The organism is Nocardioides sp. (assembly GCF_047602075.1).
Lineage (GTDB): Bacteria > Actinomycetota > Actinomycetes > Propionibacteriales > Nocardioidaceae > Nocardioides.
The window spans coordinates 268,539-286,021 of record NZ_JASGIF010000002.1; the positions used below are offsets into that span (position 1 = coordinate 268,539).

14 protein-coding genes are annotated in these 17,483 nt (G+C 67.6%); 9 read left to right on the top strand and 5 right to left on the bottom strand.

The window, feature by feature from the left end; translation table 11 throughout:
* The first annotated feature begins 13 nt into the window (after positions 1 to 13).
* The 3 genes from QM714_RS14030 to QM714_RS14040 are packed head-to-tail and all read left to right on the top strand — an operon-like array spanning position 14 to position 3,314.
* Complete coding sequence (locus QM714_RS14030; RefSeq protein ID WP_415101595.1) at positions 14 to 616, top strand: DUF4956 domain-containing protein; 603 nt, start codon at positions 14 to 16, stop codon at positions 614 to 616.
* The gene (locus tag QM714_RS14035) at positions 613 to 1,527 is read left to right on the top strand and encodes a polyphosphate polymerase domain-containing protein (protein WP_415101597.1); all 915 of its coding nucleotides are present in this window, start codon (positions 613 to 615) and stop codon (positions 1,525 to 1,527) included. Before QM714_RS14030 ends, QM714_RS14035 begins: the two co-directional genes overlap by 4 nt.
* Positions 1,524 to 3,314: a carbohydrate-binding domain-containing protein gene (locus QM714_RS14040; protein ID WP_415101599.1), complete on the top strand. Its 1,791-nt coding sequence runs from the start codon at positions 1,524 to 1,526 to the stop codon at positions 3,312 to 3,314. The genes QM714_RS14035 and QM714_RS14040 overlap by 4 nt, the downstream gene beginning before the upstream one ends.
* Positions 3,315 to 3,349: 35 nt before the next feature.
* On the opposite strand, the gene QM714_RS14045 is transcribed toward QM714_RS14040, so the two are convergent.
* A complete protein-coding gene (locus QM714_RS14045; RefSeq protein ID WP_415101601.1) occupies positions 3,350 to 4,408 on the bottom strand; it encodes a GNAT family N-acetyltransferase in 1,059 nt (352 codons plus the stop codon).
* 136 nt (positions 4,409 to 4,544) lie between these two features.
* Positions 4,545 to 5,816: a helix-turn-helix transcriptional regulator gene (locus QM714_RS14050; protein ID WP_415101603.1), complete on the bottom strand. Its 1,272-nt coding sequence runs from the start codon at positions 5,814 to 5,816 to the stop codon at positions 4,545 to 4,547.
* 248 nt (positions 5,817 to 6,064) lie between these two features.
* Between QM714_RS14050 and QM714_RS14055 the strand changes: the two genes are divergently transcribed.
* The 3 genes from QM714_RS14055 to QM714_RS14065 all read left to right on the top strand — a co-directional run bounded on the left by QM714_RS14055 (position 6,065) and on the right by QM714_RS14065 (position 9,650).
* Entirely contained in the window at positions 6,065 to 7,558 is a 1,494-nt protein-coding gene (locus QM714_RS14055; protein WP_415101605.1) for a TfuA-like protein, read from the top strand.
* A gap of 98 nt (positions 7,559 to 7,656) precedes the next feature.
* Positions 7,657 to 8,403, top strand: coding sequence for a JmjC domain-containing protein (locus QM714_RS14060; RefSeq protein WP_415101607.1), 747 nt, complete (start codon positions 7,657 to 7,659; stop codon positions 8,401 to 8,403).
* Complete coding sequence (locus tag QM714_RS14065) at positions 8,400 to 9,650, top strand: MFS transporter (RefSeq protein WP_415101609.1); 1,251 nt, start codon at positions 8,400 to 8,402, stop codon at positions 9,648 to 9,650. The genes QM714_RS14060 and QM714_RS14065 overlap by 4 nt, the downstream gene beginning before the upstream one ends.
* A 77-nt stretch (positions 9,651 to 9,727) precedes the next feature.
* Here QM714_RS14065 and QM714_RS14070 read toward each other — a convergent pair whose 3' ends face one another.
* Complete coding sequence (locus QM714_RS14070) at positions 9,728 to 10,171, bottom strand: VOC family protein (protein WP_415101611.1); 444 nt, start codon at positions 10,169 to 10,171, stop codon at positions 9,728 to 9,730.
* Between the two features lie 18 nt (positions 10,172 to 10,189).
* Between QM714_RS14070 and QM714_RS14075 the strand changes: the two genes are divergently transcribed.
* The 3 genes from QM714_RS14075 to QM714_RS14085 are packed head-to-tail and all read left to right on the top strand — an operon-like array spanning position 10,190 to position 15,798.
* Entirely contained in the window at positions 10,190 to 10,855 is a 666-nt protein-coding gene (locus QM714_RS14075) for a hypothetical protein (protein ID WP_415101613.1), read from the top strand.
* Positions 10,852 to 12,408: a DNA polymerase Y family protein gene (locus tag QM714_RS14080; RefSeq protein ID WP_415101615.1), complete on the top strand. Its 1,557-nt coding sequence runs from the start codon at positions 10,852 to 10,854 to the stop codon at positions 12,406 to 12,408. Before QM714_RS14075 ends, QM714_RS14080 begins: the two co-directional genes overlap by 4 nt.
* Positions 12,409 to 12,426: 18 nt before the next feature.
* Complete coding sequence (locus QM714_RS14085) at positions 12,427 to 15,798, top strand: error-prone DNA polymerase (protein WP_415101617.1); 3,372 nt, start codon at positions 12,427 to 12,429, stop codon at positions 15,796 to 15,798.
* Positions 15,799 to 16,275: 477 nt separating this feature from the next.
* Here the strand turns inward: QM714_RS14085 and QM714_RS14090 are convergent, their stop codons facing one another.
* Entirely contained in the window at positions 16,276 to 16,665 is a 390-nt protein-coding gene (locus tag QM714_RS14090) for a hypothetical protein (RefSeq protein ID WP_415101619.1), read from the bottom strand.
* Between the two features lie 227 nt (positions 16,666 to 16,892).
* Positions 16,893 to 17,459, bottom strand: coding sequence for an SDR family NAD(P)-dependent oxidoreductase (locus tag QM714_RS14095; protein ID WP_415101621.1), 567 nt, complete (start codon positions 17,457 to 17,459; stop codon positions 16,893 to 16,895).
* Positions 17,460 to 17,483 lie beyond the last annotated feature (24 nt).

A 17,483-nucleotide genomic window follows, 5' to 3' on the forward strand; every position in this document is an offset into this window, starting at 1 on the left:
CCCAGGAGTTCTGATGTCGCTCACCGCCCTCTCGCCGTACCTCATGGTCGCCGCCGACCTCGTCGCCATCAGCGTCTTGGTGTTCGGCCTGTTCCTGCCCCGACATGGCCGCCGTGACCTGATCGTCGCCTATCTCGGCGTCAACGTCGGGGTGCTGGCGGTGACCACCGCCCTGGCGACCGGCACCGTCGGCGCCGGACTGGGGCTGGGTCTGTTCGGGGTGCTGTCGATCATCCGGCTGCGCTCGGATGAGTTGGCCCAGCACGAGGTGGCCTACTACTTCGCGGCGCTGGCGCTGGGCCTGCTCGGTGGCCTCGGTCTGACCGCGAGCTGGCTCAACCTCGGCCTGATGGCCGCCATCGTGGCCAGTGTCCTGATCGGCGATCACCCGAGGATCGCCGCCGGCACCCGCTCCCAGGATCTCGTCTTGGACCGGGCGTTCACCGACGAGCGCGGTGTGGTTGCTCGAGTGGAAGGCCTGCTCGGCGCCCGGGTGGAGTCGGTGCGGGTTCGTCGCACCGACTTGGTCAACGACACCACCCACGTGACCGTGCGCTACCGCCGCGACGACCGGCCCGTGGCTGTCCTCACCGGCGCCCACGAGGACATCGCATGAGGACCCCGACAGACGCCCGCAGGGTCGTCGACGGCCTGCCCAGCGTCGGTCTCGACGAGCTGGTCGAGCAGGCGGCCCTGCTGCATCGGATCGACCGCAAGTACGCCGTCTCGCGCCGCGAGCTGCCCGACCTGCTGGCAGCGCTGCCGACCGACACCCGCGTGCTCGACATCGACGGTCGGCGTGAGTTCGGCTACCGCTCGGTCTACCTCGACACCCCCGCGCTGGCCGGCTACCACCTGACCGCGGCGGGCCGGCGGCGCAGGTTCAAGGTGCGCAGTCGGGCCTACCTCGACACCCACACCTGCTGGCTGGAGGTGAAGACCAGAGGTCCGCGTGCGGCGACTCTCAAGCAGCGCATCGCGCACCACGACGCGGAGTTCGCCCCCCTCGGCGACGTCGGCGAGGCGTTCGTCGACCGCTGTCTGGCCGAGGCGCACATCTCCGCGGTCACGGCTGAGGATCTGAGGCCGGTCCTGGCGACGGCCTATCGGCGCAGCACCTTGTTGTTGCCCGGTCAGCAGACCCGGGTCACCATCGACACCGAGCTCGGCTGGACCGCTCTTCGGGCAGGCGGGGGCGACCTCGACCGCCCCGGCCTGGTGGTCGTCGAGACCAAGTCCGGCTCGACTCCGTCGGAGGTCGACCGGCTGCTGTGGCGCAGCGGGCATCGACCGGTGCGGCTGAGCAAGTACGCCGTCGGCCTGGCCGCACTCCGGCCCGACCTGCCGCGCAACAAGTGGCACCGCACCCTCGATCACCACCTCGACGTCCGTCGGCGGCGCGCCGAGGGCGCCGCCACTGCGACCTCCGTCGAGGCGGCCGGCGCGTCGTCGTCCGTCGTCCGGCCGTCCACATTCCAGCTGGCCCCTGCCCAGCACTACCTATCGACTCCCAGGAGCGCCTCATGAGAATCCCCCGCCGTCCCGTTGCCGCCTTCGCCGCCGGTGCCCTCGCCTTGGTGCTGACCGCCTGCGGGGCTCAAGCCACCGAGAGCACGACCGGTAGCGACTCGAACGCATCGGTCGTGAGCGTCGCCGACACCAAGGCCATCAGTGCCGCCGACGCCCTCGCCGACAACGCTGACACCCACGCGGATGCCGACGACGGCGACTACGACGCTGCCTCGGCCACGACCATCACCCTGGCCGACGGGGCGTCTGCGGTCGACGGTGACGGCGCGAGTGTGGACGGCGACGTGGTCACTATCAGCGCGGCGGGCACCTACGTCGTCTCCGGCACGCTGAGCGACGGCCAACTCGTCGTCGACAGCTCGGGCGACGGCAAGGTGGTCATCGTCTTGGACGGGGTCGACCTCACCTCCGCCGACTCCTCGCCGCTGCTGGTCAGCGACGCCGACGAGGTGGTCGTGGTCCTGGCGGCGGGCTCGGACAACCAGCTCGCCGACGGGACCGGGTCGACCGCGGACGACGACGAGGAGGACGCGCCCAATGCGACTCTCTTCTCGACCGCCGACCTGACCATCGCCGGCTCCGGCTCGCTCACCGTGTCCGGCCACGCCGACGGCATAACCAGCAAGGACGGTCTGGTGATCCTCTCCGGCAAGGTGAACGTCACCGCTGCCGACGACGGCATCCGCGGCAAGGACTACCTCGTCGTCACCGGTGGCCAGGTGAGTGTGGAGGCCGGAGGAGACGGGCTGAAGTCCGACCAGGACAGCGACGCGACCGAGGGGTACGTCGCCATCGAGGGCGGCACCCTCACCATCACCGCCGGCGATGACGGGCTGACTGCGGCCACCGACGTGATCGTGGCCGACGGGGACTTGTCGGTGACCGCTGGCGGTGGAGCCGGCGAAGCCCTGGCGGACGATGCCTCGGCGAAGGGTCTCAAGGGCGATGTCAGCGTGGTGGTCTCGGGCGGAACGGTGAGCGTCGATGCCGCCGACGACGGACTGCACTCCGACGGCACCGTCTCGATCGACGGCGGCAAGGTCTCCGTCGCCTCCGGGGACGACGGAGCACACGCCGACGCGGCCCTCACCGTCGCCGGTGGTCGGCTCACCGTGAGCGACTCCGTCGAGGCGCTGGAAGGGCTGGCCGTGTCGATCAGCGGCGGCACCGTCGACCTGACCGCCTCCGACGACGGCATCAACGGGTCCGGCGACGATGCCGCCTCGGTCACCATCTCAGGTGGCGACGTGACGGTCACGGCCGGCGGTGACGGCATCGACGTCAACGGTGGTGCGCTGACCCAGACCGGCGGGACGGTCACCGTCAACGGCCCCACCCAGGCGGGCAACGGCTCCCTGGACGCCGACGGCGGCGTGGTGGTCAACGGCGGCGTCATGGTCGCCGTCGGCACTTCCTCGATGCTGGTCTCACCATCGGAGGACTCCCAGCAGGGTTGGCTGGTCGCGACCTTCGACACGGTCTCGACCGGCTCGACGCTGACCGTGGTGGACGAGGACGGCACCGAGATCGCCAGCTATCAGGTGCCCGAGGACGTCTCGTCGCTGGTGCTGTCGTCGTCCGCGGTCGAGAACGGCGAGGAGTACACCCTGGTCGTGGCCGGCGACGAGCTGACCACCGTGACTGCCGGTGAGGCGGCCGCCGGCAGTGACGGCGGTGGCTTCGGTGGCGGGGCACCGAACGGCGAGGCTCCCGACGGCGAGGCACCCCAGGGAGCTCCCGACGGTGGCTCGGCTGATGGAGGGCAGGCCAGCACGAACAGCTGAGGGCGGGTCGCCGTCGGCGCGGTCAGCGCAGGAGATCAGGCATCCCGGTCGGTCAGGACCAGCCGACCGATGGTCTCTTCGCCCAGCATCTCCCCGGTCTCGACGAACCCGTGACGCAGGTAGAAGCCGCGCGGGCCGCCCGGGGCGTCGTACCAGCTGGTCTGCAGGGTCTCGCAGCCTTCGGCGAGCAGGACGTCGCGGAGCAGGTCCAGCGCGCGGGTGCCGATGCCGCGCCGCTGGTGGAGGCGGTCGACGAGCAGCCGCCACAAGAACGGCTCGGGGTGGGCCGGGGTCACCTCCGCGATCATCACGAATGCCACCGGCTCCCCGTCCGCCTCGACGCCGTACATCCGCGGCACGACCGGTGCTCCGTTGACGATTTCGGGGAAGAGGGCGTCGGCGAAGCTGTCGGCCATCGGGGCCACGAACCGCTCCTGGGAATGGTGGGTGCGCAGGGCGCCGTAGGCCTCGGCGTCGGTGGTGGTGAGCGGCACCAGACGTACGTCGCCAGGCGGGCTGGTTGGCCGGTCACGCCATGCTCGCCACTCCTTAGCGGTGGCGCCGTAGCCCATGTTGTCGCTCCACTCGCCGCGCCAGAGGAAGGAGCGCTTCGTGGTGTATTCGTAGCTGAGCCCGATGTTCTCCAGCACCCGTTGGGAGGCGACGTTGACCGGGTCGAGCTCGCCGTAGAGGCGGCCTACGCCGATGCGTTCGACCAGATCCTCGGCCAGCACCGCCGCTGCCTCGGTCGCATAGCCGTGCCCTTGGGCTGCTCGCGACAAGGTGTAGCCGATCTCGGCGATCCCGCGGGTCTCGTCGATGTCGCAGCAAACGTCGCCGATGACCTCGCCGCCTCGCTCCACCGCGATCTGGGTCCACCCGCCGATCACCAGGTCGGTCAGCTCGTCCTGGTCGTCGAGCACCTCATGGGCGTCTTGCTCGGTGAAGGGCAGATCCCAGAGCTGGTGGCGGGCGACCTCGGGGTCGTTGCGGTAGGCCGCGAACGCCTCCGCGTCGGTGCTCCGCATGATGCGCAGGAGCAGTCGCTCGGTCGATAGCGGATAGCGCGTCGGCAGCGGCTCAGAGCGGACCATCCGACCAAGCATCCCCGACGGGGAGATGTTGGGAAACCTCAAGAGGAGAAGAGGCCGGGATGGACGTCGGTTCAACCCATCGCCTGCTCACAGTGTGGGCGAGACATGCAACCTGGCGGCCCTTGGGCTGAACTAGCTAGTCAGCAGCCATGAGCTCATAGGCGGCGATGGCCCTCCAGGGTGCTCCAACCCGTGTGAAGGCGGCCGCTGCATCCCGAGCGACTTCATCCGCGCGCCCACGCTGGCCGTCTCGGCGGAGGTATGCCGCAGCAAGGAGATGTATCTCCGCGATGATGTGGACCGGTGACTCCGGAAGCTGGCGGGCAGTATCCAGCAATTGGTCAGCTGTCCCTGCCGGGTTCGCCGGGTCGGCGTTGGCAATCACCCGCGCCATCGTTTCCATCGCGAGTTCGTTGGGTAGATACGTCTGTGGAGCCGATTCCACCAGCGTCATCAAGTCCTGGAGTTCGGGTGCGGCGTTGACTCTCGCGAGGTGGAACGCCGCCGTACGCAGGAACTGACCCCAGAGGACGGCGTCGTTCGCGGGCGAGAGAAGGGCACGGGCGGCCCGGATATGTTCAACTCCGGCGTCAATCGCACCGGAAAGCAGCGTGGATTCACCGACGGCCCAATGCGCAATGCCGCGGACCTGCACAGAACCCACCTCGCTGATCTCAGCCTTGAGAGCCTGGGTCTGGCGCTGTCCTTGGACAGCGTCTCCGACGGCAACGTAGGCGGTGAGCAAGTTGGCAATTGCGCGGACACGTCGCGACGAGCCCGACGGCATCGTGGACGTCGCTCTCACGGCCTCATGGGCGGACTCGAGTGCCTCGGCCAGTCTGCCTTGCCAGGTGAGTACGGCGGTTGTCAGATTGAGGGCCTCGGCGGCTATGGAAGCCGAGGTGGCGACGATCTCGTGGCTCGCCAGTTCCCTGAGCAGCGTGATACTCGCGTCGGTCGATCCCTGCAGTGCCTCAACGTGAGCCAACTCGAGAGAGGCACGCCACCACACGTCCCAACGGTCGTTGGCGGCGGCCGCCCCGGCGAGCTTTTCGGCGGCCGAGCGAACCGTATCCAACGCACCACCCCGCCAGGACTGGCTCAGGTCCAGCTCGAGGTCGAGCAACTCTGTCGCGGTTGAGGTGCTGTGTTCATCTGGTGGATCGAGTTCCTCGCGCGCGACGTCCAGTGCTGACGCAAGGTAGCCGACGACCTCAGTGGTCGGCTGGCGGCGGCCACTCTCAAGCAGCGATATGTAGCTAGCCGTGTATCGGCTACCGCCCAGAGCGCCTTGGGAGAGCCCGCGCCTGATCCTCAGCTCGCGCAGACGAGTCTTGAAGTCTGTGTCCACCATCTCCCCGCCAACTTCAACAATCTGTGACTCTGTTGTCACAACTCTTGACACCATCAGTCACAGATTCTACCGTCTTCCCAACTCGCGCTGGAAGAGAACGGCGCGACGTCGCTTCGGAGGGAGGTGGAGGGCATGGAGGACATCTTCGAAGACAGCGTCCAAGAGTTGGACAACGCTTACAGCGCGAACCACATCAGCGGCTGAGGTGAACTCTCTGAGGGCGGCGCCAACTGGACCTTGACGCCGCCCTCTCCGAGCTATCTTCTCGCTCTCCCTCGGATCCAGGACAAGAGTTACATGTTATGACTACCGACGTTCGATCACGTTCGGCGCTCGCCGGGCGCCATGCTGACTGCTACCGCGCCACATCCCGCCTTGTAGCGCCGCATGAAACCTGGGCGCGAATCCAACCACTGCTGACGCGCGCTGGGATCACCAGGATTGTTGACCACACCGGGCTGGATGAACTCGGAATCCCCGTTTATGCGGCTGTGCGTCCAAGCGCACGGTGCCTCCATTACCAATGGCTTCCTAACGCCGAAGTCCACCCTCCAGTCAGCCACGGCGACCCACTACGGATTGATGTTGTTGAGGGTGACACTCTCGCGATTATCGATGGGCTGTTCTTCCAGTCCTCCGCCGTACGACACAAGGAGCTTCTATATCTCATCGAGCGCGGCGTCCGTGTGGTCGGAGCATCGAGTATGGGTGCTCTCAGGGCGGCAGAACTCAACCGATTCGGCATGCGAGGCATCGGTCAAGTCTATGAAGCGTACGCCGCAGGGACTCTTATCGCTGACGATGAGGTCGCCGTCGTGCATGGTGACGCTGACGAGGGTTGGATCTCCTATTCGGATCCACTCGTCAACCTTCGTGCTGCAGCTGAGCGCGCTGAACTTGACGGAACACTCAATGCCGTTGAGGCTGCCGGGTTCGTGGCCACCGCACGGTCGCTGCACTTCGGTCGCCGCAGAGCCCGAGACCTCGTTCGGCTATGCGAGCGCTCCGGCGTCTTCACATCCCGTACTGCTGAACGATTCCGAGAGTGGCTCATTACAGAGCCCTGGAACGCCAAGCAGGAGGACGCTAGGCAATTGCTTAACGCTTTGTCTCTTGACACTTGGATTGTCCGTCCCCGGGATAACAACGATTGGAGGCCAGAAGGATTTCCTCAACTCGTATACGACTGGGTGGCCGACTTTCAGCCGTTGGCACCGAACAGTGTGACTCGACGCCAAGCACTCAACGTGCTGCAACTCTTTGCCAGCAATGCCCCTGAGGCAGTAGCGCACTACGGCGCCGCGGCGCTCAGGTCAGCGTGGGGTGTCGAGAGCGATGTGGAGCTCATTGACCGGTGTGGCTCTTTTGGTCAGCAACCTACCTGGGATGAGAATGCCAAATCGGCGGGATTGTCCCACTATCTTTCCCCATTGGAACAAGCGACCTTGGGTTCTGGTGAGCTGGTGGCTAGAGCCTTGGCGCGTCACACGTATCGAACAGCGCAGGCGATAGCAGGTGACTTCCCAATCCAACAGGATGCAATCGAACTCGCGGCAGAAGTGAGCGTCTATAACGAGAGGTTGGCTACTACAGCGCCCAATGCACGCCCAGAGTACATCGCTTCAATCACCGTCCTCCATCACTTCAAGTCTTGGTGGGGAACCGATGTCACCCGGTACGAAGTCCTGAGGCGCGGATTCGCGAGTCTTGACGAGTTTGTGGCAGCGGCCAGGCCGTACCTGCCATACGCCGTCAGCAAGGGAATGCCGACTATCCGATGGGACTATCGACAGTGACGACAGAAACGTTGGCTGATATTGCGGCCGAGTTCTTTGCATCCAATGACACTTCATGTCACCTCTTACCGGGCGCAGCGCACCCACTGCCGCTGACGATGGCCGATGTAGTTGACATTCTCGTCGACGGGCGCGCACGCTTTCCCCACGTGGTAATGACCCTGGGTGGGAAGCCACTATCGCCTAGTGAGTTCACTGGCGAGCGGATCATAAACGGCACCCCGTCCGCTGGATTCGTAGAAATCCCGAAGGTTGAAGGATTGCTTAAGGCGGGTGCCAGCATTGTTTTCAACGAACTCGAAGCATACTGGCCAGTCCTTGCCAAGATCGTCGCCCTAGTCGAGCGAGCAACCGGCGTTGAGATCGGCGCGATGGCATTTCTCAGTCCGCCAGGACTCGGCGCATTCCCGCTCCATCAGGATCCCGTTCACGTGGTCGTCATCCAGTGCAATGGCGAGAAACGCTGGCAGGTCTATGACCACGTCGAAGGCAACGACGTGGCGGGCCCAGTCATGCTTCGAGGAGACGCATCGGTCGCACATGACATGATCCTTGGTGTCGGGGACGTTTTCTCAATGCCCGCTGCCCATCCTCACCAAGCGCAGAGCTCAGAGACCTACTCACTTCACGTGTCGCTAACTGCCAAGGTCCGAAGTGGGAGGTCAGCCTTGAGGTCCAACATCCGGGCCGCGGCCTCGGCACTCCCTGACGACCTACCTCTTGAGGCACTCACCGAACGCTTTATCTCCGAACTTCGGGCAATGACTAACACGAAAGGGACCAACCAACGGGTCGAGGCGTCGGCTGCGCGGCAACGACTCACCTCGCTTATGGGAGCGTCGTGAGCGTCGCTCACTTGGGCAACGCCGCGCGCCAGGTGAGGTGGCTCCAAGCAGCTACTGGGGTGTCGGCATTCGGTAGCCGGATCTCGGAGCTCGCGTTGCCGCTCGTGGCGTTGACGGTCCTTGACTCCACGGCGTTCGAAGTCGGGGCGCTCAGTTCGGCTGCTCTTATTCCGAACCTTGTTCTCGGCGTGCCAGCGGGTACGTGGATCGAGGCGATGCGACCGAGACGCCTGATGCTCGTTTGCGATGCTGGTCGCGCTGCGGTTCTTCTCACCATTCCGCTCGCGTTCATGGCTGGTTTACTGACGTTCCTTCATCTCCTTCTCGCGGCGTTGGTGGTCGGTTGTCTCACCGTCTTCAGCGACCTCGCAAGCACGTCCTATCTGCCTCGGCTTGTCGGTCTCGACCAACTTGTCGCCGCCCGGAGCCGGCAAGTGAGCCTCATGCAGTCAGCAGACGTAGCCGGCAGACCTCTTGCCGGGATGCTGATTGGGATCGCTGGAGCAGCTCGCGCAGTGACAGGCGATGCGATGACGTACCTGGTCTCGTTCCTCTTCGTTCGACGTCTTCCGGAACTTGAGCCGACGGGTGCTGACCCGCGTGCAACATTCTTGAGCAGGCTGAGAGAAGGTGCGTCGTTCGCTTGGAGCAACACCGTCAACCGACGGATCGTCCTCGAAGGAGCGCACTACAACGTCTTCTACCAGGCATTCATCGTCGGTTTCATGGTGCATGCAGCCGCTGAACTTCACTGGTCCCCAACACAGATCGGCATCGCCCTCGGAGCGAGTAGCCTCGGTGCCGTGGTCGGCTCCGAGCTCGGCCCAAAGCTGGCGAGCCGCATTGGCATAGGACCCACGATCTTGCGCGCTCTCCTCGTTGCCGATGCTGCCACCATCCTGGTGCCGACGTTTATCGGAGACTCTTGGCTCGCTTTCGCCGCGGTGTGTCTGACATTCGCGGTCATGGGCGCTGGAAGCCTTCTTTCGGGCGTGGTTGCTGGGACTCTCAACCGCGCAGTTACGCCGGAGAATGTGTACTCGCGCGTCCTTGGCGCCAATCGGGTGCTGACGCGGGGTGGCACAGCGCTCGGAGGGCTGCTCGGGGGTCTCTTGCTCACCGTCTTGACGCCGCACGTGGCGCTCTTCATTTGCGCCGGAGGCATGTGCGTCGCTGTGGGCTGGGTGTTGAGTCCGCAGATCACCTCGGTCAAATCACTAGATGACGCCAAGGGGTGCCTCGGATAGGGCTGCGATCAGCTACGCCGAGTCTGATGTTCGCTCGAACTGGTTCACGGCGCGGCATCCGCGGCTGGCGCTGCCGGTCACGGACAGCGGGTGGCCAGGACGCAGAACTCGTTCCCCTCTGGGTCGGCAAGGACGACCCAGCTCTGGTCGCCCTGGCCGACGTCGACATGGCGGGCGCCCAGGCCGAGCAGGCGGCGTACCTCTTCTGCCTGGCTCCTGTCGGTGGGGTTGAGGTCGAGGTGGAGCCGGTTCTTGATCGTCTTGGCCCCAGGCACGGACGCGAAGGTCAGCGTCGGCGGCACCGGGCCGGGGGTGGCCTTCCCGTCGGGCACCAGCGGGGAGCCGATGGCGACCACGCCGTCCTCCTCGTCCTGCACCTCGTAGCCGAGGACCGCGCACCAGAACTGGGCGAGGCGGGGGGGGGGTCGGCGCAGTCGATCGCGAGCTCGGTGAACTTGCTGGCCATGTAGCCAGCCAACCACCCGCATGGTGGGCGCACCGGGATTGACGGGATCGAACATATGTTCGATCATCGAAGGATGACCGTGCAGCCCGTCGCGCAGACCGTCGAGATGCTGCGGGCCCGAGTGAGCCGGATGGAGGGCGCCGGGCGGCAGCCGGTGGCGACCCATCCGTCGCTGGCTGGTCTGGTGCGGTTGTACGCCGGTGGCACCTATCAGGTGGACTCCGCGAGCCTGGCGCTGATGCTGATGGCGGGGCCGTCCCGACAGGGCGCCTGGACAGCGGTGGTGGGGGTGGCCGACCTCGGCCTGGAGGCGGCGGCAGCGGTCGGGGTCGACCTGGCCCGGACGGTGCTGGTGCCCGACCCGGGGCCGCAGTGGCTTGAGGCGACGGCGGCCCTGGTGGAGTCGGCAGCGCTCGTCGTGCTCCGCCCCCCGGGACGGGTTGACGCGCAGACGGCGAGCCGGCTGTCCGCCCGGCTCCGCAAGAAGGGGACCGTGCTGGTCGCCTGGGGATCCTGGCCGCGTTGCGATGCGCGGCTCTCGGTGGCCGCCTCCCAGTGGACGGGCCCCGGCCGAGGGGACGGCCGGCTGCGGTCTCGCCAGGTAGTCGTCACCGCACGTCGCGGAGCTGGGTCGGAGCGGCGGGGCACGCTGTGGCTCCCTGACGACGATGGTGCGATCCGGGCAGTGCCGGCTGGGGCGGCCGCGGAGGTGGTGGAGGAAGTCGAGGCCGCCGGATGAGCAGTAGCCAGAAGGTCAGGCGGGTGCTGGTGCTCTGGTGCCCGGACTGGCCGGTGGTCTCCGGGCTGGCCGACGCGGGCCTCCCGGATCGGCTGCCGGCGGCGGTGCTGGAGAAGAACGCCGTGGTCGCCTGCAACGGTGCGGCGCGCGCTGACGGCGTACGCCGTGGCATGCGGCGGCGAGACGCCCAGTCCCGATGCCCCGAGCTGGTCCTGCTCGAGGCCAACCCGGAGCGAGACGCGCGGGCCTTCGAGCCGGTGGCCGCCGCTGTCGAGGAGCTGCGTCCGGGCGTGGACCTGCTGCGACCGGGACTGCTCGCCCTGCATGTCCCCGACCGGTTCTACGGCGGTGAGGTCGAGGCGGCGGCGATCATCGCCGAGCGGGTGGTCGACCTCGGGGTGTGGGACTGCCGCGTCGGCGTCGCCGACAATCTGTTCGCCGCGGAGCAGGCGGCCCGACAGGCCGCGCCGCAGGACACCCTGATCGTCTCGGAGGGCGGCTCGGCGGGCTTCCTGCAAGGGCTTCCGGTCGAGGCATTGGACGATCCCGACCTGGTCGGCCTGCTGCGACGTCTCGGCATCCGCACCCTCGGCGACCTCGCCGGGCTGCCCCGCCGCGAGGTTCACGCCCGCTTCGGAGCCGAAGGTGCTCGGATCCACCGCCTCGCCCGAGGGGACGACGACGCTGCGCTGGCGCTGCGCACCCCGCCACCGGACCTGGTCTGCCAGATCGGCTTCGAGCCACCGCTCGCCTCGGTCGAGACGGTGTGCTCCAGCCTGCGTCGCACCGCCGACCAATTCGTCGCCCAGCTGGCCGATCGCCACCTGGTCTGCACCCGGGTCGAGATCCAGGTTGAATGTGAGGGAGTCGAGCGTGAGGGGGTGGCGGCCTCTGCCCAGAGCTGGGCACACGTGCGCTGGTTCCGTGCTCCCGACCTCATCGACCGGGTGCACTGGCAACTGTCGGCGCAGCGACTGCCCGGACCGGTCGGGCTGGTGCGGCTGATCCCGGAGGCGATCGAGTCCAGCGCCGCCCATGCCGAGGGGCTTTGGGGCGGCACCGACGAGGACGCCGAGCGCGGCATCGCCCGAGTGCAGGCGATGCTCGGCTATGACGCCGTGGTCGTCCCGGTGCTGCAGGGCGGTCGGGCCCCCGCGGACCGGCAGGCGTTGATCCCGTGGGGGGAGCGGCCGACCGGGCTGCGACCGCGGGAGCTGCCCTGGCCGGGCAGCGTGCCCGACCCCGCACCCACCAGGATCTTCGCCGAGCCGTTGCCGGCCGCGATGGTGGGCGCCGACGGCCGGGTGCCGATGGTCAGCGACCGCGGTGCGATGACCTCGGCGCCGGCTCGGTTCTCCGCCGGGCTGACTGGTGGACAGCCGGACAGGTGGCAGCAGGTCGCGGCTTGGGCGGGGCCGTGGCCGGTCGACGAGCTGTGGTGGGAGGAGGACCGGCGTCGGGTGGCCCGATTCCAGGTGGTCGGCTTCGACGGCCGGGCCTGGTTGATGGTCTGCATGGACGACCAGTGGTGGATCGAGGCGAGCTATGACTAGGGAAGCGAGGAGAGCCTGATGGGCTGGCAGAACCCACCGACCTCATGGCGGCAGCACGAGCGCACGCTCTCCGGCATTTCGGTCCCACCCGAGGACGGCCCGGGACCGCGTCGTCGGAAGAAATACCAGCCCCGCCCCGAGGTGACTCCGCCCGACCGGCCGGTCACGCCGTACGCCGAGCTGCACAGCCACAGCCACTTCAGCTTCCTCGACGGCGCGGCCAGTCCGGTCACCCTGGTGGAGGAGGCGGTCCGGCTCGGGCTGGTCGGCCTCTCGCTCACCGACCACGACGGGTTCTACGGCGCCCCCTTGTTCGCCGAGGTCGCGCAGAAGTATCCCGATCTCCAGACCGGGTACGGCGCGGAGCTGTCACTCGGGCTGACCCGGCCGCAGAACGGCGTTGCGGATCCCGAAGGTCGACACCTGCTCGTCCTGGCTAGAGGGGTCGAGGGCTATCACCGGTTGGCCGGCGCGATCACCGAGGCTCAGTTGCGCGGCGACGAGAAGGGGCGGCCGGCGTACGACCTCGACGAGCTCACCGACCAGGGTCGTGGCCACTGGCTGCTGCTCACCGGCTGCCGCAAGGGGATGCGCAGCCGCGCGGAGATCGCCGACCTGGTCGACCGGTTCGGCAGCGACAGCGTGGCGGTGGAGCTGACCGACCACGGTTACCCCGACGACAGCGCCGTCAACGACGCGCTCTTCGCGCTTGCTCACGACCTAGGTCTCCGAGCGGTCGCCACCGGCAACGTGCACTACGCCACCCCCGCAGGCCACCGGCTGGCCGATGCGATGGCGGCGATCCGGGCAAGGCGCAGCCTGACCGAGATGAACGGCTGGCTGCCGGCCTGGGGCGGTGCCTGTCTGCGGTCCGGTGACGAGATGGTGGAGCGGTTCGCCCGCTATCCCGGCGTGGTTGCCCGCAGCGTGGAGATCGCGCGGGAGGTGAGCTTCGACCTGCAGAAGGCCGCCCCCCGTCTGCCCAAGCGCCACATCCCGGAGGGAGAGACCCCGATGAGCTGGCTGCGGGTCCTGGTGGCGCGCGGCTTCGCGGAGCGCTATCGCGGGACAGGTCTGGAGAGGAAGGCGCGCGCGAGGGTCGAGCACGAGCTGGAGGTCATCGAGCGGAAGGACTTCGCCGGCTACTTCGTCATCGTGCACGACATCGTCGCGTTCGCGCGCTCGGAGGGGATCTTGTGCCAGGGACGGGGCTCGGCGGCCGCCTCAGCGGTCTGCTACGCCCTCGGGGTCACCGCGATCGACCCGGTCTTCTATGAGCTACCGTTCGAGCGGTTCATCTCCGAGACCCGGGACGAAGAGCCCGACATCGACGTGGACTTCGACTCCGATCGGCGCGAGAAGGTCATCCAGTGGGTCTACGAGCGGTACGGCCGACGCAACGCCGCCCAGGTCGCCAACGTGATCACTTACCGGCCCAAGCTGGCGATCCGGGATGCGGCCAAGGCGCTCGGCTACTCCCCGGGTCAGCAGGACGCCTGGTCCAAGCAGATCATCAGCTGGCAGGCGGTGGAGGCGGGAGACAACCACGGCATCCCCGATCCGGTCGTCGGGCTGGCCAACCAGTTGCTCGGCGCACCACGTCACCTCGGCATCCACTCCGGCGGGATGATCCTCACCGAGCGACCGATCGGCGAGGTGTGCCCGATCGAGCGGGCCCGGATGGACGACCGCACGGTGCTGCAGTGGGACAAGGACGCCTGCGAGTTCATGGGACTGGTCAAGTTCGACCTGCTCGGGCTGGGCATGCTCTCCGCCCTGGACCACATGATGCGGATCGTCTCTGACCACCTCGGTGAGGAGTGGACGCTGGCCACCATCCCCAAAGAGGAACCGGCGGTCTACGACATGCTCTGCCGGGCCGACTCGGTCGGTGTCTTCCAGGTCGAGAGCCGCGCCCAGATCGGCACCCTGCCGCGGCTCCGACCGCGAGAGTTCTACGACCTGGCGATCGAGATCGCGCTGATCCGACCCGGCCCGATCCAAGGTGGCGCCGTGCACCCCTACATCCGGCGGGCCACCGGGCGAGAGGAGATCGCCTACGACCACGACGACCTGATCCCGATCCTGGAGCGGACCAAGGGGGTGCCGCTGTTCCAGGAGCAGCTGATGGCGATGGCGCGCACGCTCGGTGACTGCACCGCGGACGAGGCCGACCTGCTCCGCCGGGCGATGGGCTCCAAGCGGGGGATCGAGCGGATCGAGAGCATCAAGGACAAGCTGTACGCCGGGATGGCGGAGCGCGACATCGTCGGCAAGGCCGCCGACGCGATCTACGACAAGATCCTCTCCTTCGCCAACTTCGGCTTCGCCGAGAGCCATGCGCTCTCCTTCGCCAAGCTCGTCTATGCCTCTTCGTGGTTCAAGTTGCACTACCCGGCCGCGTTCCTGGCTGCGCTGCTGCGTGCTCAGCCGATGGGGTTCTACTCCTCGCAGTCGCTGGTGCAGGATGCCCGCCGTCACGGTGTCGAAGTACGCCGCCCCGACATCGTCTGCTCTGCTGCGTTGGCCGATCTGGAGGTGCTGGATCGTGAGTCGCCGGGCACGGCACGGGCGACGGGGCTGGATTCTTGTCGTGGTGACCATGTTGGGCGCACCGAGTTCGTTGACGGCACCCTCGACCCCACCCCGCAACATCGCCGCGACACGGCGTACTCCGTGCGGCTGGGGCTCGACTCGGTGCGCGGTATTGGTGCCGAGGTCGCCGCCCGGATCGTGGCCGCACGGGAGGAGCGGCCGTTCGTCGACATGGTCGACCTATCGCGCCGGGCCGGCCTGGACAGCCGGCAGTTGGAGGCGCTGGCCACGGCCGGCGCATTCGGTTCTTTGGGACTGGGCCGGCGTGAGGCGCTGTGGAACGCCGGCTACACCGAGAGTCCGGACCAGCTCGAGGGCACCGCGACCGTCGTGCCCATCCCGGCCCTGCCGACGATGGACGAGGTTGAGGTGACCCTGGCCGACCTGTGGGCGACGTCGGTCACCCCTGCGAGTCATCCGGTCGGTCACCTGCGTCCCCTCCTGCGTGAGCGCGGGGTCTGGGCGATCGCCGATCTGGCGCACGCCGAGCCGAAGCGACGGTTGCACGTCGCCGGCCTGATCACCCACCGGCAGCGGCCGGGCACGGCCGGCGGCGTCACCTTCTTCAACCTCGAGGACGAAACCGGAATGCTCAACGTCGTCTGCTCCGCCGGGTTGTGGGGGAAGCACGCCCAGATCGCCCGCAACGCCGCGGGCATGGTGATCCGCGGGATCCTCGAGCGCCACGACGGCGTCACCAATCTGATCGCCGACGAGCTGGCGCCGATCGAGACGATCCACCCCGATGCCGGTGCCTCTCTGCGTGCCCGGCACCGCTCCCGCGACTTCCACTAGAACGGGCCCGTGTCGGGATGGCGGATCGCAGGCGGGAGAGGGGCTCTGGTGGGTCGAGGGGTTGCGGTTTGGGCCCAAACGGCAACGAGACCGCGATCCGGCATGTCGTTTGCGGCCAATCGATGGCCCCGTCCCCCGAGTCCTGCCGCTGGGTTCCCGGGGGCCGCTCGGATCGCTGCTTCATCAAGGTAAGTGGATGAAGCGTCACCTCTCACGGCGCACACGCAATGAGAAGTGCAGGCCCACCCAGATACCTTGTGAAAGCAGCGACGGGAGTGACCACCAGCGACCAGCATCCCGGCCGACGACCCGGACCACGGCGATGCTCATCCGTCGTTGCCGCCCTGTCGGCCAGCACCACCGCAGACCAGCATCCCGGCGGCGGACGGGCGGATCGCATGACGTCCGGGGCCGCCGCCGGAGGAGTCTCCGACGGCGGCCAGGGGTGGGACGCGGGATCGTTCAGGCCGGCGTGGATCAGGCGACGGTGATGGTGCGCGAGCAGCTGCTGGAGTGGCCGACGCGCTTGGCCTTGAACTTGAACGTGTCCTTGCCGGTGGTGTTCGCCCGGTGCCGCTCGACGTCGAGGTCGCCCTCGTGGTCGGTGGTCAGCTTGCCGGAGAAGAAGCGGTTGCCGTTCTGCTTCAGCACGACCTTCCAGGTGCTGCCCGGCTTGACCCGGTCGAGATCGAGGGAGACCTCGTAGCGGCCGCTGTCCTCACGGTCGACGGAGAACTCGTAGGTGCCACCACCGCAGTTGCCGTGCCTCTCGACATCGGCATGCGCCGGGGCGGCGAACAGCACTGCCGGGGTGGCGAGTAGGGCGCCGCCGGCAGCGATGGCAGTAGCGCGGGTGATCGGGGACATGACTCCTCCTGGTGGTCGACATCGTGGGGTTAACGAGACAGTCCCGGGCAACTGCCGCAGGTGCTCCGCCTCGATGTCCCCAGCCTGCAGCCCGCCGATGGGGCGGGGATGAGACGAAGATGAGAGCCCTCTCATCGACCGTGTCGACGGACTCCCTCATCCGCGGGACGTCATGCCGCGCGGCCGCCCGAGCGACCGGAGAGCATGACGTCCCATCCGCCAGAGGGTCAGGACAGCAGCGAGGCCATCTTCTTGGCGATGGTGTCGGTGGCCCGCTGGGGTGCGATCCGGGAGAACTTGTCCGTCATCGCGGCGTCCTTGCCGATCACCACGCGGTAGCTGCCCCTCTCCATCCCGTCGATGATCTGCTGGGCGGCGTACTGCGGGGTGGCCAGCTTGGCGGCCACCTCTGCGTTGTTGTCACCGGCACCAGGCGCGGCGGGGCCGGAGTTGTCGGCGATATGGGTGGCTACCCCACCGGGGAAGACGACGGTGACCGCGACGGGCGTGCCGCGGAGCTCGGCGAAGGGGACGAAGCGCTGGATGACCCCGGCGACGTTGAGCAGGCCGTCCACTCGACCGTGCCGGGAGAGTACGGCGTCAGGCAGCGCGGCGACCGCGGCACGATCGGAGATGTCGACGACATGGCTGCTCATCCGGTCGGCCACCTCGGCTCCCCGGCGCAGCAGACCGAGGACGACCGCTCGTCCGATGCCGTTGCCGCCACCCGTGACGACGAAGACCTTGCCCCTGCAGTTGAAGTGGTTGGTGCTGGGGAAGTGGTTGGCGTTCATGTTCCTCGCCTCCTACCTGTCAGG